A 20,144-nucleotide genomic window follows, 5' to 3' on the forward strand; every position below is an offset into this window, starting at 1 on the left:
CTTACACTTTGAACCATATTGTTCCTCTTATCATTATCAAAATGAAAGAAATATACTTTCGCAACGTGAAGGGAGTCACCAATTAACTTTTTATGTGAAAAAATATATCACTTAATGTAAAAGTAAATGCGTAAACAAGGAAGAGTTTTGCGACGGAGATACTGTAGGCAAGATTCCTACAGTATCACTGGGGGAAGTACACTAGACGAGATAAACTTTGATGTTGTTTGATTCTAGCTCTGCTAGATGTTCTGGAGAAATATTACTATCGGTGATAACGACATCGATGTCTTTCAAAGGCACAACAACATTAGGACTACGACGACCAAATTTGTTGCTATCTAAAACGACAATCACTTCGTTGGCCGCTTCGTACATTGCTTGGCTCACTTGATAAGCTTCATTGTATGTGGTCGTTCCACTGTTAAGATCAAAACCATCAGCACCGATAAATAGCTTGTCAAAAGTGAACTGACTAAAAGCTTGTTCAGCCAATTTGCCATGAAACGAAGCAGAGATACGACGATAGGTTCCGCCTGGAATAATCACGGTATGCTCGCGCTCTAATTGTGCCATCGCGTTTACAATGTGCATGCTATTGGTCATTAGAGTGAGCGCTAGTTTATCTTCCAAATGAGGAACCATTTGTAATGTAGTACTACCGCAGTCGAGTATTATAGAATCACCATCACGTATAAGCTCACACGCTTTCTTTGCAATGGCGGATTTGAGGTCGAGATTCAAGGTCTGCTTCTCATCCATTGACCGATCCTCGATTGAGGCTTGACCAATCTTACTTGCACCACAAGCTTCTGCGCTCCCATAGCGTCTTACAACCAACCCTTCCTCTTCCAATGTCCGCAAATCCGTACGAATGGTCGCTCCTGATGTTTCAAAAATGTTTGCCAAATCATTTACCGAGGTCTTACCCTCGTGTTTCAGATAGTTCACCAACTTCTGACGTCTATTTTCAATGTTCATATGCACCATCACTAATTTTTTTTAAACTATACACAATTTCCCTTTCACTGTGAAAGAAAGAAACCTAAGTTTATATTTCTTGGTACATTCTGCGACCTAGTTAACCTTCGTAGGCAACAGAGATGGCTTCTTGCGTCCCTTTCGCTAGTTCATTCATTACCGCAGCGGATAATGGGTAACTTAGCCCAACAATTTTGTCCAAAGTCTTAGGTCTAGCAAAAACAGAGATTCCATTTAGGACTTTGGCATCCACTATGGTTTGTTGGTCATTCTCAGCAACCACAATGAGCGTTCTCGCCTTCCAACGACTTTTAGTTCTGCCGATCTTTACATGCCCTTTCTGTGACATAGATTGAACCATTCGATTGAAAGAGCGGATTTGAAAAAATCCCAAAGCAATTTGACCAATCCAAGCCACAATGGCCACTAGAATTAATGTAGTTGTTGAGTCCACAAAACACCTCTCTAACTGTTTAAATAAGGGCAGATATTCTGCCCTTGAAATTGCTACCTAACGTAGCATCAGGAGCACAAGACATCACCTAGTGGGGGAACTAGAACATCACCTGTCCGCCAGTGATATTAATCGATTGTCCTGTACAGTACGCGGCTTGTTCACTCGCGTAAAACTTCAGTACGTTCAATACATCTTGATAATCGCAGCCTGCTTTTAGCGGCACTTTATCAATATAAATTTGCTCAACTTCCTCTTCACTGACACCCAGTTTTTTCGCATATTGAGGCTTCAGTGATTGGAACATAGGGCTCTGTAGCAAGTTACCTAGCATTAATGAATGCACGGTAATTTTGTGCTCAGCCAAATCAAGAGCTAAAGATTGCGTCAAGCCAACGCCACCAAATTTAGCCGCCGAATAACCACTGTTGTGTTTCGACCCAACTTTGCCTGATTTAGAGTTAATTTGAATAATGCGTCCACCACGATTTTCACGAATCATGACTTTTGACGCTTCACGTGCACACAGGAAGTAACCTGTTAGATTAACGCTTAATGAGCGTTGCCATGCATCCATAGGGAAGGTGTCAATTTTGGCGGCGGTAGCAGTGCCTGCACTGTAAACCATCAAATCGATTCTACCAAACACCTCGTCCACACTTTTGGTCATATTGATAACCGACATCTCATCGGTCGCGTCGGCGGCAATACCAAACGCCATGCCTTCGCCATAAGTTTGATTAATCTTATCAGCAATCTGCTGAGCATTATCACCGTTTAAATCTGCTACGGCTACGCGATAGCCATCTGCTGCCAAGCCTTCACATAAAAAGGCACCCAATGTTTGTCCGCCACCGACTACTAACGCTGTTTTACACATAAATACTCCGACATTCTTACAAATTTAATTCTTTAAAAAGGGCCTCTACATTCCACTTTGGGAGAGTGTTTCAAAGCATCTGCAGAGGCCAAAATACCGATTGGAATCTAGTTAACCTTATGAGAAAGAGATGGTTTCTCCGATGTTGCAGTGAGGAACAGATCCACTCACATGCAAACACCCTGGATATTCCGCTTCGTTCAAGCTATCGAACCGAATCGTGATGTGGCCGAGTTCTGAAAGGTTCTTATTCACCACCTCACCAACAGCAGTGATAGGGAATTCATTCGAACCAAGCTGTAACGTTCCGCCAACATTAATATTGCCTTTCAAGCTATCGTGAGAGTGGATAAAACAGTACTCAGCGGCATCTGCCGGTGCCATTTCACCGAATAGAATCATCATGTTGTCTGCCAACGCTTCTTCTGCGAGTTCACCGACATGCTTGATGGTTGATTGGTATAATTTGGTCATTTTTAGATTCCTTTGGGAGTTACTGTTTTACTTATTGATAGATGAACATTGATACAAACCAAGCGACTAATACGGTTGGAGCACCAGTTAAGAATCGCGAGTAAAGTACTGATGGAACGCCAATTTCGACAGTTCGCGGTTTTGCTTCTGCTAAGCCAAGACCAACAGGGATAAAGTCACACGCCGCTTGTGCGTTAATCGCAAATAATGCTGGTAACGCTAAGTGCGGAGGGATATTGCCTGCACCGATTTGTACACCGACAAGCACACCGATAACCTGTGCGATTACTGCACCAGGGCCTAAGAACGGTGATAGCAGCGGGAAAGAACAGATCAGAGCTAGAGTAACGAGACCAAATGGACTTTGTGCTAATGGTGTCAGCGCTGACGCGATCAAATCACCGAAGCCTGAAGCCATGATTACGCCGATAAGCATGGATACAAACGCCATGAATGGCAGAATGGTTTTCAATACAGTATCAATCGTGTCACGGCCAGCTTGGAAAAACGTCGACATGACCGAGCCCATACCAATACCGATACGTGCCAACAGGCTATCGCTTTGTTCAGTCAGTTTTTTGTCCGTCGCAAAACGAGCTGACTCGTTTGCCGCTGGCTCCGGAGTTAGGGTCACTGTTGGTTGCGCATCAGAAAGCTGAATGTTCTCCGGTTTCACACCAGAGACGTAGATATCTTCTTTGATGTATTGCGCTAGAGGACCACTTTGCCCTGTCGAGTGAATGTTTACTGTTGGAATACGTTTCTTCGGATATAAACCACAACGTAACGTCCCACCACAGTCAATAATCGCGACAGCAACCTCTTCATCTGGTACTGAAGTTTTGAAACCATCTACTGCTTCATAACCCGTCAGTTCGGCAATACGGTCAACGATATCTGGTCGAGTACCACCAGTGATGTAGACAATTTTCTTGCCTGCTTCGATTGGCAAACATAGAGGACCACCCCAGCCGCCATTACCTTTATTAATAATTAATGAGTTTGACATGACACAGGCCTCTTATGATTGGAAGTGAACAGTACGTTCTAGTTGAACACCTTGCTGACGCTCTACCATTGCAGTAGTAAAGTCAGTCACCCAACCTCTAAAGAAGTTAGTTACCATGCCGACTAGTAGATAACTCACAGCTAGAGGACCTAGTGGTAGACCCAGCTGAGTAATACCGTTAGCGATACCAAGGTAAACAAACAATTCACCAGGGTTAATGTGAGGGAACAGGCCATTCATGGAGTGGCAACTGTACGAAGAAGCCGCGTAGTAAGAAGGTTTGTATCTCTCAGGAAGAAAACGACCCAAGCTCAACGTCATTGGGTTACAGAAAATGAAGGTACCGACAACAGGCAGAACCAGATAACGAGATACAGGGTTGCCAGCACTACGCTGTGCCAGTTTTTCTACTTTGTCTTGTCCAACGAGACGTATCAATGCGTTCATGGCGACAAGTAATGAAATTAAGAGAGGAAGTATGCCTGTTACCATTCCGGTAAAGACCTCTCCGCCTTGTTGGAATAGCCCGATAAACCATTCCGCTGAGTGAATTATAAAGTCCATGTTGACCTCTTTTGTTTCAAGGATAAGTGCTGATTGCCTTTTTACTTTTTCATTATTATTTTCATTTTGAAAGTTAATATTTTTCATTTATTGATTCAAATCACAAAATAAATGAAAGCAAAAATAAAAATAATGAAAGTAATAAAAGAGATGAGATTGAGCGCGAGAGAGTATATACCTTTAAAAATCAGACATATACAAACACCCCCTTTGAATCAGATTTCAATAACAGCCAATCGTTCTGCATTCCTTTCCATGAAATGAAAATCTTAACTTTCAACTAGACACCAAGATTGAGAGAGATCCCAATAATGAAAATAATGAAAATTACAACTTGCTCTTTACCAGAGGTGTGAAACACTAGGCAGCAATATCTATATCGTTCAGCTCGTAGGACACATCGCCATGCAAGTCGTCAAGACAGAAGTCATCGAATACGCCACACAAGTCATTAATGCCGAGATAGCAGAAGCTCAGAAGCTATTGGGACGATTGGAGGACAATTTTGCGCAAGCGGTGTCGCACATCGTTAACTGTCAAAGCAAGATAATTGTGTCTGGAATAGGCAAGTCTGGGCACATTGGCAAGAAGATGGCCGCAACACTGGCTTCAACGGGTTCACCTGCCTTTTTCGTTCATCCGGCGGAAGCACTTCACGGAGACCTAGGGATGATCACTAAAGGAGACTTAGTGATCTTGATTTCAAACTCAGGCGAATCTGCCGAATTTAAGACTATGCTGCCGATATTAAAAGAGCGCGGGATTTCTATCATCGGTATGACTGGCAACACTTTATCTCATTTGGCGCAGAACAGTGATTGTGTGGTCAACATCGCCATAGACAGCGAAGCATGTCCACTCGGACTCGCTCCAACATCCAGCGCAGTCAACACATTAATCATGGGTGATGCTTTAGCGATTACTGCAATGAAAATTCGCAAATTCGACAGTATTGATTTTGCACAGTCTCACCCTGCTGGTGCTCTCGGAGCGAAACTACTTACGACAGTCGGCAACGTAATCTCAGAGTTTGAACACAATGCCATTTGCCAACCAGAACAAAGCTTAGCAGAAGCGATCAGCGTACTATGTGAGAGTGGTAAAGGGCTTATCGCCATTTGTCGTCAAACGACGCTCGTAGGTGTCTTCACGGACGGAGATTTAAGACGAGCGCTCGCCAATGGCGCCGTTCTAGAAGACAAAATTGAACAGCATATGACCACCAACGGCAAACAAACAAGTGCGCGAGTAAAAGCATACGATGCGTTGAACTTAATGCTTGATAATGCCATTTCAGCACTACCTGTTGTCAATGAACGCGATGAGTGTGTTGGCGTAATTAGCATCTCGGATATTCATCGTCGAGGTATCAAGTAGACAAGTTCGGGAAAACACTATGAGTAGCAGCTCAGGCTTACCTTCTATCAAAGCGCTCAAAACCTTCGTGGCAGTGGCGCACAACCTCAGTTTTTCAAAGGCTGCACAGGAGCTGTGTGTAACTCAAGGAGCCGTCAGTAAACAAGTCGCGGCACTAGAGCAGCAACTTGGTCAAGCACTGTTTGAGCGACACATTGATGGGATTCGACTTACATCTATTGGTGAGCAATATTTGCCTAGTATTATCGAAGCCTTGGAAAGTGTTCAATCTGCAACGGCAAGGCTCAAGCAGTCTGAAAACAACGAGGCGGTATTAAACCTTGATGTCACGCCATCTTTTGCCAGCTTATGGTTGATCAACGCATTGCAAGACTTTCGATCGCAAAACGCTAGTATACGAATCAACCTAAAAACAGGTGATGGTCCCATTAAAGGCTTGAACGCGCGAAGTGACATCATAATCCGCTGTTTACCAATCGCTACCCATTACGAAAATGCCACTCTGCTACACATAGAGACGCTGCGCTTGGTCGGCTCAACAGATCTTATCGAGCGTCATCCTATTCGCAGCCACCAAGATTTGGAAGTTTACCAATTTATCCCCCATATTACTCGACCGCAACTATGGGAAAAGTTTCGAAATCAATTTTGCCCTGATACACCGATGAATTTTTATGGCGTCGGATTCGAGCATTTCTTTATGTCTTTGGAGGCTGTAAAAGCAAACTGTGGGCTCGCTCTTCTTCCTGATTTTATGGTCGACCCTTTAATTGAAGCAAAGCAGTTGAGTAACCCTCTCGCTCTTAGTTTAGTGAGTCAGTACGGTTACTATGCCATCACCCCAAATCATCGTCGCGACAACAAGCTAGTCTATCTGTTCAACCAATGGCTAGAAGAGCAGTTTCGTTGCTAGTCACAGTGACCCCACGACCATTAATTAAAAAGCCCAGCATTACAGCTGGGCTTTGAAGAGTGTTGCATTAAAAGAGTTTGTTAGTCCATCAAACCCGCTTCTTTGTAGTACTTCACTGCACCTGGATGCAATGGTGCTGACAAACCATCTTTGATCATTTCTTCTTTCTTCAGGTTAGCGAAAGCAGGGTGAAGACGTTTGAAATCATCAAAGTTTTCAAATACAGACTTAACGATGGCATAAACCACATCATCAGGCACGGCAGTAGATGTAACGAATGTTGCACCCACACCAAACGTCATCACATCGTCTGGATTACCGTTATACATACCCCCCGGAACGGTCGCTTTACGGTAGAAGCTATTGTCTTCAACCAACTTATCTACCACTGGTCCAGTAACCGATACAATGCGGCTATCACAAGACGTTGTCGCTTCCTTAATCGCACCACTTGGGTGGCCTACGGTGTAGATCATTGCGTCGATTTTGTTGTCACACAATGCTTTAGACTGCTCAGATGCTTTTAGCTCTGAAGTCAGTTTGAATACATCTTTGTCCCAACCGTAACCTTGCATCAAGACTTCCATAGTCCCGCGCTGACCGGAGCCAGGGTTACCGATATTGACTCGCTTACCTTTAAGATCTTCGAAGCTTTCAATACCAGAATCCGCACGCGCCACCACAGTGAATGGTTCAGCGTGAACAGAGAATACCGCTCTAAGATCTTTATATGGACCAGCATCCGCAAACTTACTGGTGCCATTGTATGCATGATATTGCCAGTCTGACTGGGCGATACCTAAATCCAATTCGCCAGCTCGAATGGTATTGATGTTGTATATCGAACCGCCGGTACTTTCTACCGAACAACGCACACCGAATTCAGCTCGGTTTTTATTTACAAGACGACAAATAGCACCACCCGTTGGATAGTAAACCCCTGTTACGCCACCGGTTCCGATAGTTACAAATCGGTCTTCTGCCTGCGCGAGAGTTGCTCCTCCCATGGCAATACATGCAGCAGACACGGTCAACATGGTTTTTAATTTGGTCATAGTTATTCCTTTCCTGTCGTAGGGTTCAGAAACCAGTAAACTCCTTAATTACTGGCGAATGGCAAGACTGTTTCTAAATTCAGTAGCGCTCAGTAAATCTATATTAAGCGCCGCTGACGTCTTACAAAGCTGGTTCACTAAAGATGCATTGTTTGTAGCAATAGCACCTTGATTGTCATAATGATTATTTTCAAACCCAACTCTAACGTCAGCCCCCATAAGCATAGCAGCCGTTAAACAATTGTGTTCAAATTGACCAAACGCACAGACCGCCCAACGGTGACGCAGTTCAAATAATCGACAACTAAGAAATGGCACAAGATCTTGAGGTGTTGCTACTTGTCCCTGCTTATAGCGTCCGAGAACAAGTAATAGGTGATGGTCGTGATCAGGCAAGACCTTTTGATCTATCAGTCGAAAATAACGATCAAGATCGTCAGCACTGTAAAGAATGTATTGAGCAATAATGCCTTGCTGTGCAACCCAATGAAAAAACTCGGCCGACTCGCTCAAGTGTTCATCATTTGGAATCAACTCACTTAACGCAAATGACGCCGCTTCTGGTTTGACGGCTTTGATCAATTGCCTTTGTTGCTCAGGTTGATATTGGCCCACCGCTTCTGTTGTTAATTGCACCATAATGCTGTCTCCAACAGCATCTTTTAGTTCGTTATACAGCGGGAGGTTGTCTGCAACGTCTAACGAGTGCAGCCCTTTTTCATTGCGAGCATGCAGATGTACCATTGCGGCACCTGCACTTCGGCAAGCAATAACATCTTGGATAATCTCTCCACGAGTGACGGGCAGTGCAGGATGATCTTTCTGCGTTTTTCTTGCGCCATTAGGCGCAACGATAATAGCCGACTGCGATGGCATTGTTAGGTTACTCATAAGCGGGCCCACTTTTCTTCTGCTAACAGTAGCGTTTTTTTCAGCTTGGTCACCAGTTCATCCATTTCGATCTCACTAATAATAAACGGAGGCGCAAGTAAAATATGGTGACCGTGTGTACCGTCGATTGTCCCAGCCATTGGGTAACACATTAAACCATTCTCCATCGCCAACGATTTAATCCATTTGTGCGCTTTAGTTTGGATAGCAAGCGGGGCTTTTGAACGTTTGTCGGAAACCAATTCAATGCCGATAAACAATCCTCTACCTCGAATATCACCAATCATATCGAGATTCCCCAATGCTTCGGAGAGCTTTTGCTTAAGCATTTCCCCTTTAGAAACCACCTGAGCTAGCAAGTCATCTTCTATGATGGTTTCCACTGTAGCGAGTGCCGCCGCACACGCCATTGGGTGTCCCATAAAGGTATGACCATGTTGGAAAAAACCGGAACCATTAGCTATTTCCTGATAGATTTTTTCGTGAACAAGTACAGCGCCAATGGGCTGATATCCAGCTCCCAAACCTTTCGCCATGGTCACAATGTCGGGTATTACTTCGTCTTGCTCAAATGCGAAGAAAGACCCCGTTCGGCCGACTCCACACATCACTTCATCTAAAATCAGCAATACATCATATTGGTCACAAATCTCTCTTATGCGCTGCAGATAGCCCTGAGTCGCAGGTACTGCCCCCGCAGTTGCCCCTACGACGGGTTCGGCGATAAATGCCATCACATTTTCCGCCCCAAGTTCGAGTATCTTAGCTTCAAGTTCATTAGCAATACGCTGACTGTATTGGTCTTCAGTTTCTGACGCCCATTGTTCACGATAGGCATAACAAGGCGCAATATGGTGAGCAGAGGAAAGCAGAGGACGAAACGGTTCTCGTCGCCACTCATTGCCTCCAACAGAGAGCGCCCCTAATGTATTGCCATGATAACTTTGTCGCCTTGCGATAAATTGCGTTTTGGACACCATACCGCGCTCAACGTAATACTGGCGTGCCATTTTAAGCGCTGACTCCACCGCTTCTGAACCACCACTAACAAAGTACACATGCTGCAAAGATTCTGGGGCTAACGACACGATTCGCTGCGCTAATTTCTCACTGCTTTCACTGGTAAAGAACCCTGTATGAGCATATGGAATAGTCTCTAATTGAGCTTGAATCGCCGCCTTTACTCGCTGATGGTTGTGACCAAGGTTGGAGACCGCCGCCCCTCCGCATCCATCTAAATAATATCGACCTTCTGAATCAATCAAATACACGCCTTCGCCAAAGCTCACTTTTGGCAAAGTATCTGAACAATGTCGGTGAAATACACTACCCACGCAGCCGCCCTCAGTTAACCACTTATCCTTTATTGGTTAATTTTTGTTCTAACATGGCTATTTTACAAACGAATAATTATCAACCGCTATGAGGAAATGGAATGGCTGCGTCACGAAGCTTCTCCTAATTGTTAAAGCAAACCTTGGTGCGATATTACTCTCATAGTGAGCTAATTGTTTGTAACACATACGAAACCTTGTCTATTCTTAAAAGCCTTATCTCTGCATTTTCGGTACAAGGACTCGTACTTATGCATACAGACAACCAAGAAAAACCTGTGGTGCTTGTCGTTGATGACATTCCCGATAATATCCATGCCATTGCTGGCTCTTTGAATGAACATTACAAAGTAAAAGCGGCGACAAGCGGCGCGAAAGCTATACAAATCGCCCTCTCTACACCTAAACCTCATATGATATTGCTCGATATCATGATGCCCGAAATGGACGGTTATGAGGTTTGCGAAACACTAAAAGCCAATCCACTAACCGCTGATATTCCCATTATTTTTGTCACCGCGAAAAGTGAAGTGGTCGACGAGCAGAAAGGCTTTGAGTTGGGCGCGGTGGACTATATTACCAAACCCATTAGTCCACCCATTGTGTTAGCTCGAGTGAAGACACATATTGCGCTGTACGACCAACATCTCGAACTTGCTATCAAAGTACGTGAAAGAACGGCTCAGCTTGAACAAAGCCGTTTGGAAGTCATCCAACGCTTGGGACGAGCGGCAGAGTACAAAGATAACGAGACTGGTATGCACGTCGTGCGGATGAGCCACTACTCACGCATTCTCGCCTCACAACTAAACGTTAGTAAGCGCTGGGTTGAACTGGTATTTCAAGCCGCACCAATGCACGACATCGGCAAAATTGGTATTCCAGATAACGTGTTAAGAAAGCCAGGTAAACTCGATGCCGACGAATGGGCCGTCATGCAGAAGCATGTCGAAATTGGCGGTGACATTATTGGTGACAGCGATTCGCTGCTATTACAAATGGCGCAAGAAATTGCGTTAAACCATCATGAAAAATGGGACGGCAGTGGCTACCCCAACCAATTGAAAGGAGAGCAAATCCCGCTTAGTGCAAGAATCGTCGCAATAGCCGATGTGTTTGACGCACTGACCAGTGTGCGTCCCTATAAAAAGGCTTGGTCCATTGAGGAAACGCTCGCATTACTAGAGCGCGATGCAGGAACTCACTTCGATCCAAGTTTAGTACCAATTTTCATCAGCAAATTGGATGATATTCTCGCCATTCGAGATGCTTTTAAAGACTAGAACTACATTGGTTTAAAGGATTTCCATGAATTTTCCTATCGGACAAAATCTCGACTCAAAACGCATTCTTATTGGCTTTTTCATCGCAGTGACATTATTGGTGATAGCCGGGTCAATAGGTTGGTCAAAACTCAATCTTCGTTTTGAAACTGTCGACAATTACGCTCAAAGCGCTCAACTTCGTGCCGCCATAGATAGCATTAAGCTGCATGAGCGCAATTACGCACTATCGCCCACCCATCCGCAGGCTGAAAAAACCTTTGAACATATTGATATGGCCTACCTGCTTGCCGATTCCCAGCTTTCCGAGCAGGTCAATCAAGAAGTAAAGGCGCTACTTCAAGATTACAAGACGACTTTTACCGAATACGTAGAACTTAACGACCAAGAAAGAACCACCCGCGTTGCTCTTACCTCAAATTCGGACACGTCTATTTATGATGTAGAAGAGATGCAGGTCGATCTTAAAGTCTCGATAGAAAAACAGGTCGCGTTAGTCGAAAGCATGCGTCAACACATTGATGCTAGTGCTCAAATCGCTATTGAAAGCCATCATTTAGCAAGTCGTATTTCTACAATTCGAAGTCATGAAAAGTCTTTTATCCTCGAACCGAATAATGAAGATTACAAACAACTGCAATTTGGCCTCAATGAAGTGCGTAACCAAATTAGAGCTCTGCAACCAAAGATGGTTACGCAGGCTGCTAAGGACAAACTGACACTGGTTGATAACGCTCGAAATCGGTATTTAACTGCGGTCATTCAGCTCAGAAACCTCAAACTAGTTACCGCTCCAATGCAGCAGCACATCGCCGCCCAGATCGATTCGGCGGGGGAAGAGTTTACACGAGCGAGTGTAGTGCTGAGAACGAGCTTACAAAAAGAGTTAGCCGCCTATCAACAAGAACTAAATGACATACAACAACAAACCAACGTCAAACTCTCCACTACCGCTCAATTGCTGACATTACGTTCCCTATTTAGCGATACCACTCAGTACGAACGCGACTTCTCCTTGGTACAAACACTCAACGAACAGCAAGATATTGCCGAGCAAATTGAAGGAACTATCAAAGAGAGCCAACAACGATTGGCAGATTTGATACCGCATATTTCAGATGCGACCCAACAACAAACGCTTGGGAAAATTAAGGGGCAGTTGACGCAATATCTCGCTTTATTCGAACAGTTATTTACGCAGAAACAAGCTATCGCCCAACAATCATCGGCGCTTGATAATGCCTATCTGAAAGCCTTCAAAGTTATTGAACCTGATTTTGAACACCAGCAAAACATTGTAGAGAACTCATCTCAAATCTCTTTCTATCTTGCCATCGGTGGCATCATTTTCATGAGCACCATAGTTTTTATTGTTTTGCTCGCCAATAAATCCCACGCTGCGCTTGAAAAGTCTGCCGATAAGCTCGCTATTGCCAGAGATGAAGCAGACTACGCAAACCAAGCTAAATCGGATTTTTTGGCGAACATGAGCCATGAGATCAGAACCCCAATGAACGCCATCATAGGCATGAGTTACCTCGCTTTAAAAACAGATTTAACTAAGGCACAACGCAACTATATTCAAAAAGTAAAGCTGTCAGCTGATACCTTACTCGGACTTATCAACGACATTCTCGATTTCTCAAAAATCGAAGCGGGTAAACTCGACATTGAGCACGTAGATTTTAGACTCGAAAACGTCTTGGACAATATTTCTAATTTGGTTGGGCTTAAGGCGTCGGAGCAGGGTTTAGAGCTGCTTATTCATACTTCAAAAGACGTACCAACAGCACTTTACGGTGACCCATTAAGATTGGGGCAAATCTTGACCAATCTTGCCAATAACGCTGTGAAGTTTACCGAACAAGGCGAAGTCAAAATCACTATCACCGCAGACAACTTAGAGAATGACGATGTCACGTTAAGATTTGCGGTCTCTGACACTGGCATTGGAATGACACCAGAACAAACTCAAAAGCTCTTCAATAAGTTCACCCAGGCCGACAGTTCCACCACACGCAAGTATGGGGGAACCGGATTAGGCTTAGCCATCAGTAAGGAGCTTTGTTTGTTGATGGGCGGAGACATTGAGGTTAGGAGTCAATTTGGCGAAGGCTCAACCTTTGAGTTCACAATTAACATGAAGCGCAGCCAAGTGCTAGAAACCAAACCGATTGTCGTGCCAACATCATTGAACCACCTCAACATCCTGATTGTGGATGACAACGCTAGTGCGCGCCTTATCGTTGAAGATATTCTGCAATCACTCAACTTTAATGTTCGAAGCGCTAATGGAGTTGATAGCGCAATCGACGCACTCAATCACGCTGCACAATCAGATTCGGCATTTGATGTGGTTATTACGGATTGGCAGATGCCCGGTAAAGATGGAGTTGAACTCATTCATGCTATCCAGCAATCTGAGTCCCTCAATCCTAAAATCTTGATGCTCACAGCCTATGATCGCCAGCTTCTGGCTGACTCAGTTCAAGAGCGTGGCCTTATCGTACCAAGTATTCTCGATAAGCCAGTAACGGCCTCTCACTTGTTCGATGCGATAGTTGGCTTATATGATATAGAAAACCACCGTAGCAGCCGTGACGAGCTTGAGCAGCAAACCCATTTGGCTAATGTCCAACACCTAGCAGGAGCTCATCTATTACTCGTTGAAGACAACGAAATTAACCAAGAATTAGCGGTAGAACTTTTGGAAAGCCAAAACATCCAAGTCACCGTAGCTCAAAATGGGCAAGTCGCGATCGACTTGTATAAACAAATGACGTTCGATGGCATTCTTATGGACTGCCAAATGCCTGTACTCGACGGCTACAGCGCAACAGAGATAATAAGAAACACACTCAATGACCAAGCTATCCCTATCATTGCCATGACCGCCGACGTGATGGAGCGTGATAGAGAACGCGCCTACCAGTCAGGGATGAACGACATCATAGCTAAACCAATCGATGTAGGCATCATGTTCAGCACCCTTGCTCGATGGATCACCTCGCCTCAACGCGAAATTGGGTCAGAAATAAGCATTTCCAGCTCCGACTCTAATGTTAATACTCAACCAGTGAAACTTCATGACATTAACACCATCACCTTGTCCCAAGGTCTTGCTCGTGCGAATAACAACCACCAGCTATATCGCCGACTGTTGCAACGCTTTTATGAGCACTACTCTGATTTATCTCAAGTTAGAGAACAACTCGCTAATGCAGCGTCCTCCGATTTAAAACGCTACATCCATAGCTTAAAAGGCGTCTCAGGAAATATAGGTGCGAACGAGTTATTTGAGCTCTGTAGTGCATTAGAATCTGATATCAACAATGAACAACTTCAAAAGAAGCTACTCAATGCTCTGTATCAAACCACTGAGGCAATAAGAGAGAGTGGCATTTTACTCTCTCATATAGCGGCTAACGATAACCCTGAGCACACAGCGAGCTTTGACCCAACGCTATATGAAAGATTACAGAACGCTATTGAACAGAACGATACCGATGCACTTGAGATAGTGCAAAACATAGAGCAAAGCCAATTACTGGGGCTTACCCAAAATCAACTAAAGCAACTTGATGGCGCTCTACAAGAATTCGATTTTGATAAAGCTTTAGCACTCATTAAATCTAAACACTAATTGGACTTACTTATCTCACTGGCAGCTTCGTCTTTGCTTTTACTTGACCAAAGGCGAAGCTCGATTCGATGGAGGCGATATTTGGCAGGCGAGTTAATTGCTTGCGGATAAACTGCTCGTAGCTTTTTAGCGACTCACTGACTACATGCAACAAGTAGTCGTGGTTGCCCGTCATCAAAAAGCACTCCAACACTTCATCAATCATTTCAATGTGATGTTCAAAGTCTCGCATGTTCTCTTCTGTCGGCTTTTCGAGTTTCACCAATACAAAGACATTAATAGGCAGCCCGCACGCTTCTTGGTCAACACTGGCATGATAACCTCGAATGACTCCTTGCTTCTCCAAGGACCGAACTCGGCGCAAACAGGGGGACGGCGACAGAGCAACCCGATCTGCCAACTCTTGATTAGTTAGCCGAGCGTTGCTCTGCAACTCAGCCAGTATTCTTTTGTCGATCTCATCCATTAGCATTTTCCATCAATTTATAACCAATATGCGCAATATAATTGCTCAAAATTGGTGAGTTACTTCTTAAATCGCAATCTTTAACATTTTTATAACACTAAAATTATAAGAGGTACAATAAAGGATGGAACTATGAATACCTCAACTCAACTTAGCCCGCTGCGTAAAACAACCAAACACGAACAAGCAGAAGCTCTTGCCATTGAGCAAGCAAAACACTTTGGCATCGACCCAAATAGTGAATACGGCACCACGCTGGTTGAACTAGCGACCACACTATACAAAGCCAACACGAAAACACACGACCTTTGGGCATTGACCGTTGATGGACTTTCAGAGCTCGACAAAAGTGACCGAATCGCCTGGTTTAACGCCAAGCGATTTTTGTCATTTCAGATCGCGAAGATCCTCGACAACCTGCAAAACCCCATGCGCACTACTTATCAATCCATTGCCACCAATAATGGTCATTTTGCCTCTAAGGGTGCCTACCCTATCTTCGACAATGTTGCCGCTATATTCTCAGCCAGCCCTGTGATTACGCGTACCGCAACATATTTGTTTGCGTGTACCGAATGGATTGAAGATGCATTCAACGGTAAAGAGCCGCTTCACGATATTTACTCTCGACTGCTCAACCCAACATCAATCTCACTGGCTAACCACATGGTTGACCTAGAGGCAGGCTCAAGAGCTAATGAGTACCTTGCATGGAACTTTAACTCTGGCATGGCGGCGATTGATGGGTTGTTGAGCCACTTACTTGGCCATGAAGATATTGTGCTGGCATCACGCAACATCTACGGTGGCTCTTATCAGCTATTAGAAGACTGGTTTGGAAAACCCTCAAACCTGAATGTAGCGGTTGAATGGGTCGATGGTTACTCTGGAGATGAGTTTGCGGCTCGTCTTGATGAGGTTGCCGACAAATACGCCGACCGCCTTGCCGCTGGTAAGAAAATATACGTTTATCTAGAATCACCTTGTAATCCACATGGATACGTCTTAGATGTTGCTAGCATCAGTAAAGCGGCTCACCTTCGTGGTTGGGACATTATCGTTGACTCAACGGTTGGTACCCCGCTCCTGCACCCAGTACTAAAACGCGATGACGTGATGGAACGACCTGATTTCGTAGTTCATTCCTACACCAAAGAGCTAGCTGGTTCAGGGACCACAACCGCTGGGGTCGTCATCGGCCGTAACGAAGCCATGTTTGTACCAAAAGGAGAAGAAGTCACCTTCACCAAACCTAACGGCGATGAGATCATCATTCCATGGAACGAAACGCTCTTTTGGAATGTGTATTACATTAAAGGTGCATTCTTAGACGCCGACAAAGCATTTGAAGTACTCAATGGTATGAAAACTTACGAAATGCGTGTGGTGCAGAAAACCATCAATACTCTCACCTTGGCGAAGATCTTCGATGCTCACCCAGACATCAACGTATCATGCCCAGCTCTACCTGACAGTGATAACTACGAACACTGCCAGAACAACATGCACTTGGGCTTGCCTGCGGCTCTGTTTACCATCGATATGGAAGGCAATGGCAATCGTGCACCAATCAATCGTGCTGGGTTCAAACAGTTCTTTGACATGCTTGAGCCAGCTATCGGCATGCAAGTAAGTCTGGGACAAACTAACACCGTTGCGCTTTGCCCAGCCCTAACGACCCACTCCGAACTTAGCGACCAAGCGCTAAATGAAGCTGGTATCAAGCCAACCACAATGCGGATCTCCATCGGTTTGGAAGATCCTAGAATGTTTGTCGCTCATATTATCGAGGCAGCCAAATTGTCCATCGATCGTAAACATGTCGACTTCTCATCCAGCTTCCCTTGCGCTGACAGTATCGATGAGATCTACATGCAAACCTACATGGATGTGCACCAGAGGTTTGCTAAGAGTTTGCCGAGGTTTAGTGAGCTTAGTCAGTAAATGATAGCCATCCTGCCCAATTAAACTTGGGCAGGACGCACATTTCAATTTTCAAAATTGAGCCTAGTCAATAAACCTGCATTTAGTATTTCATTAAATTTAAAATAGTAAACTTTGAGCTAGTTTAAGATTTTAAAATCAAAGACCTCACCAATCGTGATCCTATTCATATTTCGAACGAATATCTTGTTAAATATCGGTTAAGTAAACACTTATTCACGTCTTTTTTAGGTTTACATAAGTTTACCTTACAGTTGCTCAACTACCTCAAAAGGAGTAGATTTGAGTCATAAAGTTAAAAAATGTAAACCTAAGTATGAATGTTAAACAAGTACCTTTTAGCGAAGAAGACAGAGCGGCATTAGCCAATTATTTTAGAGTTGCTGACACTATTGCTGACCTAATTGGTCCTCATTGTGAAGTCGTGATTCACTCTTTTGAAAGCTTAGAAAACTCTGTTGTTAAAATCGTTAATGGTCACCATACAGGCCGAAAAATAGGTTCACCGGTTACCGATTTAGGTTTACGAATGTGGCGTGCTTTTGAAAAAACAGGAGAAGTCTCTCCTAAGAGTTATTTTACCAATGCCGCGGATGGTTCGTTATTAAAGTCAACAACCTGTGTTTTGGCTGGCCCAAATAACAAAGCCATAGGGATGCTTTGCATCAACATGAATTTATCGTTTCCTTTCCCTGAGATCATCAAAACACTGATGCCTCAATGCTCAACATCACAGACGTTAGTCCACGAGAACTTTAGCAATAATGCCAATGATGTCATCGCTCAAGCGCTCACTGCGGCCATCGCTGAAGTTGACCAAAACAGCGCGATTACCACAAAAGGTCGAAACAAGGCCATTACGCGCTGTTTGTTTGACAACGGCATCTTTGAACTAAAGGAAACAACCACACAAGTATCTGAGCAACTTGGAATCAGTCGACAAGCGGTTTACAAGTTCATCCGAGAATTTAAATCTGAATAAAATCAATAATTAGGAGTTTACAGTGAAACAAATTATCGCCACAGAAAAAGCACCAGCAGCAATCGGTCCTTATTCACAAGGCACCATTTACGGCGACGTAGTTTATACCTCTGGTCAATTACCCCTTGTACCAGAAACAATGCAATTTGTAGAAGGTGGAATCAAAGAACAAGCTAAGCAATCTCTAGAAAACCTTAAAGCTGTTTTAGAAGAAAGTGGAGCAGGATTAGACACTGTGATTAAAACAACGTGCTTCCTCTCAGATATGGAAAACTTCGCCGCATTCAACGAAGTGTATACCGAAGTATTTGGGACAGAAAATGCACCAGCTCGCTCATGTGTTGAAGCAGCAAGATTACCAAAAGATGCCTTGGTTGAAATCGAAGCCATTGCTCATAAGAAATAACCATGGGGAACAATAGGAGTATCTCATGAGTCTTACATTTATAGCGTTATGCGTCTTGTTTTTGGGATTTTACGCCGTCCTAGCAAACTTTAAAAAGCAAAAGAAAAGCTTTAATTTCCGAGTACTAAGTGCGTTAGTCGCGGGCCTACTGTTTGGTGGTGCGATTCAACTGGTCTTAGGTTTTGGTAACGAAGCAACAACAGGCTTCGCCGAATTCATTTCTATCTTCGGCAAAGGCTACATCAAGCTTCTACAAATGATTGTTATCCCACTCGTCTTCGTTGCGATGATCTCTTCGATCATGAACGTAGATGGAAGTGGTGCACTGTCTAAAATTGCGCCGAAAATTATTGGTATCCTCATTTTCACGGTAGCAATTTCTGCAGTCGTCGGCATCGCAAGTATCTATATCTTCGGCATTGATGCAAACGCTCTAGTAAGCACTATTGGTACTAACAGTGCTATCGAAGCTCGTGGCGACAGATTGATTGCAACTCAAGATGCCATGGCAAGCAGCGGTCTTTCTGGCCTAGTGTTGTCTATCATTCCTGCAAACATCTTTGACATGCTAACTGGCTCGCAAAGAACATCAACGCTATCGACTGTTCTGTTTGGCATGTTCTTAGGCTACAGCATTCTGCAAGTGAAAAAACGTAAGCCAGAGAAAGTGCAGAGCTTTGTTGATTTCATCAATGCAGCGAAAGAAGTGGTACTGTCCATGGTTCGTGAAATCTTGAAGCTAACGCCATACGGTGTATTTGCTCTGATGACAACTTTCATGATGACTAACGACCTATTCGCACTGGCTGAAATGGGCCGCTTCCTAGTAGCAAGCTATGTTGCTATCGCAGTGATGTTTGTTATCCACTTTGTCATGGTGTCAATGTTTGGCCTGTCTCCAGCGAAGTTTGCTAAGAAATCATGGCCTGTTCTTGTGTTTGGTTTTGGCTCGCGTTCAAGTATGGCGGCTATCCCTCTAAACGTGGAAACTCAAACACAGCGCCTAGGTGTTGATGAAGAAACCGCTAATATGTCAGCGACATTTGGTACCAGTATCGGTCAAAACGGTTGTGCCGGTATCTACCCAGCAATGCTTGCGATTATGGCTGCACAAGTCATGGGTATGCCTGTTGACCTAAGTTTCATAATCCAACTTGTCGCGGTAATTGCAATTGCCTCTTTTGGCATCGCGGGTGTTGGTGGCGGTGCAACCTTTGCAGCGGTTGCTGTATTGACTATCATGGGCTTAGACATCACCGTTGTTGCTATCTTGGTATCGATTGAAGCACTGATCGACATGGCGCGTACTGCACTGAACATCTCTGGTTCGATGTTGTCCGGTGTGGTTACTGCGAAGAAAAACGGCACACTCGACTTAGAACAATACAACGCAGAAGGCGCAGCAACGCCAACAAAAGAAAGCGAAGCAATTGTTTAACGTCTTATATTAATAATACGAGCACCCTCTCCTCTGGGTGCTCTTTTCAG

General features: G+C 44.2%; 18 protein-coding genes. 8 read left to right on the forward strand and 10 right to left on the reverse strand.

Annotated features, from left to right (window positions below; all coding sequences use genetic code 11):
• Positions 1-201: 201 nt before the first annotated feature.
• The 6 genes from srlR to srlA all read right to left on the reverse strand — a co-directional run bounded on the left by srlR (position 202) and on the right by srlA (position 4,362).
• The gene (srlR, locus tag OH456_RS02405; RefSeq protein ID WP_270032718.1) at positions 202-981 is read right to left on the reverse strand and encodes a glucitol operon DNA-binding transcriptional repressor SrlR; all 780 of its coding nucleotides are present in this window, start codon (positions 979-981) and stop codon (positions 202-204) included.
• A gap of 100 nt (positions 982-1,081) precedes the next feature.
• Positions 1,082-1,435 carry a transcriptional regulator GutM gene (locus OH456_RS02410; protein ID WP_006075326.1) on the reverse strand — a complete coding sequence of 118 codons (354 nt, stop codon included), beginning with the start codon at positions 1,433-1,435 and terminating at the stop codon, positions 1,082-1,084.
• Between the two features lie 100 nt (positions 1,436-1,535).
• Positions 1,536-2,315 (reverse strand): sorbitol-6-phosphate dehydrogenase, encoded by a 780-nt coding sequence (gene srlD, locus OH456_RS02415; protein WP_006075327.1) that lies wholly within the window; start codon positions 2,313-2,315, stop codon positions 1,536-1,538.
• A 117-nt stretch (positions 2,316-2,432) separates the two neighbouring features.
• Complete coding sequence (locus tag OH456_RS02420) at positions 2,433-2,789, reverse strand: PTS glucitol/sorbitol transporter subunit IIA (RefSeq protein ID WP_270032719.1); 357 nt, start codon at positions 2,787-2,789, stop codon at positions 2,433-2,435.
• A 31-nt stretch (positions 2,790-2,820) separates the two neighbouring features.
• On the reverse strand, positions 2,821-3,798 hold the full coding sequence (gene srlE / locus OH456_RS02425; RefSeq protein WP_006075329.1) for a PTS glucitol/sorbitol transporter subunit IIB: 978 nt from the start codon (positions 3,796-3,798) through the stop codon (positions 2,821-2,823).
• 12 nt (positions 3,799-3,810) lie between these two features.
• Positions 3,811-4,362, reverse strand: coding sequence for a PTS glucitol/sorbitol transporter subunit IIC (gene srlA / locus OH456_RS02430; protein ID WP_038230885.1), 552 nt, complete (start codon positions 4,360-4,362; stop codon positions 3,811-3,813).
• 405 nt (positions 4,363-4,767) lie between these two features.
• Here srlA and OH456_RS02435 point away from each other — a divergent pair, with 405 nt between their 5' ends.
• Together OH456_RS02435 and OH456_RS02440 are read left to right on the forward strand one after the other, a co-directional pair.
• Positions 4,768-5,739 (forward strand): KpsF/GutQ family sugar-phosphate isomerase, encoded by a 972-nt coding sequence (locus OH456_RS02435; RefSeq protein ID WP_270032720.1) that lies wholly within the window; start codon positions 4,768-4,770, stop codon positions 5,737-5,739.
• A 19-nt stretch (positions 5,740-5,758) separates the two neighbouring features.
• A complete protein-coding gene (locus OH456_RS02440; RefSeq protein ID WP_038230746.1) occupies positions 5,759-6,652 on the forward strand; it encodes a LysR family transcriptional regulator in 894 nt (297 codons plus the stop codon).
• A gap of 80 nt (positions 6,653-6,732) precedes the next feature.
• Here the strand turns inward: OH456_RS02440 and OH456_RS02445 are convergent, their stop codons facing one another.
• From OH456_RS02445 to OH456_RS02455, 3 genes are read right to left on the reverse strand one after another with little or no spacing between them, the layout of a single operon-like run.
• Entirely contained in the window at positions 6,733-7,707 is a 975-nt protein-coding gene (locus OH456_RS02445; protein WP_088878946.1) for a TAXI family TRAP transporter solute-binding subunit, read from the reverse strand.
• Positions 7,708-7,755: 48 nt separating this feature from the next.
• Positions 7,756-8,598 (reverse strand): 3-keto-5-aminohexanoate cleavage protein, encoded by an 843-nt coding sequence (locus OH456_RS02450; RefSeq protein WP_006070072.1) that lies wholly within the window; start codon positions 8,596-8,598, stop codon positions 7,756-7,758.
• Entirely contained in the window at positions 8,595-9,932 is a 1,338-nt protein-coding gene (locus OH456_RS02455) for an aspartate aminotransferase family protein (RefSeq protein ID WP_270032721.1), read from the reverse strand. Before OH456_RS02455 ends, OH456_RS02450 begins: the two co-directional genes overlap by 4 nt.
• A 251-nt stretch (positions 9,933-10,183) precedes the next feature.
• On the opposite strand from OH456_RS02455, the gene OH456_RS02460 reads away from it, so the two are divergent.
• On the forward strand, positions 10,184-11,215 hold the full coding sequence (locus tag OH456_RS02460) for a response regulator (RefSeq protein ID WP_270032722.1): 1,032 nt from the start codon (positions 10,184-10,186) through the stop codon (positions 11,213-11,215).
• Positions 11,216-11,240: 25 nt separating this feature from the next.
• A complete protein-coding gene (locus OH456_RS02465; protein WP_270032723.1) occupies positions 11,241-14,858 on the forward strand; it encodes a response regulator in 3,618 nt (1,205 codons plus the stop codon).
• Between the two features lie 10 nt (positions 14,859-14,868).
• Here the strand turns inward: OH456_RS02465 and OH456_RS02470 are convergent, their stop codons facing one another.
• A complete protein-coding gene (locus tag OH456_RS02470; protein WP_006070076.1) occupies positions 14,869-15,324 on the reverse strand; it encodes an Lrp/AsnC family transcriptional regulator in 456 nt (151 codons plus the stop codon).
• A 132-nt stretch (positions 15,325-15,456) separates the two neighbouring features.
• On the opposite strand from OH456_RS02470, the gene OH456_RS02475 reads away from it, so the two are divergent.
• From OH456_RS02475 to OH456_RS02490, 4 genes are all read left to right on the forward strand, one after another.
• Positions 15,457-17,268 (forward strand): trans-sulfuration enzyme family protein, encoded by a 1,812-nt coding sequence (locus tag OH456_RS02475; RefSeq protein WP_270032724.1) that lies wholly within the window; start codon positions 15,457-15,459, stop codon positions 17,266-17,268.
• A gap of 316 nt (positions 17,269-17,584) precedes the next feature.
• Positions 17,585-18,250 carry a helix-turn-helix transcriptional regulator gene (locus OH456_RS02480; RefSeq protein ID WP_031493443.1) on the forward strand — a complete coding sequence of 222 codons (666 nt, stop codon included), beginning with the start codon at positions 17,585-17,587 and terminating at the stop codon, positions 18,248-18,250.
• 22 nt (positions 18,251-18,272) lie between these two features.
• Positions 18,273-18,656, forward strand: coding sequence for a RidA family protein (locus tag OH456_RS02485; protein WP_063604804.1), 384 nt, complete (start codon positions 18,273-18,275; stop codon positions 18,654-18,656).
• A gap of 25 nt (positions 18,657-18,681) precedes the next feature.
• Positions 18,682-20,094 (forward strand): cation:dicarboxylate symporter family transporter, encoded by a 1,413-nt coding sequence (locus OH456_RS02490; protein ID WP_031493523.1) that lies wholly within the window; start codon positions 18,682-18,684, stop codon positions 20,092-20,094.
• Positions 20,095-20,144: the final 50 nt, after the last annotated feature.

Source organism: Vibrio sp. La 4.2.2 (assembly GCF_027586995.1).
GTDB lineage: Bacteria > Pseudomonadota > Gammaproteobacteria > Enterobacterales > Vibrionaceae > Vibrio > Vibrio mediterranei.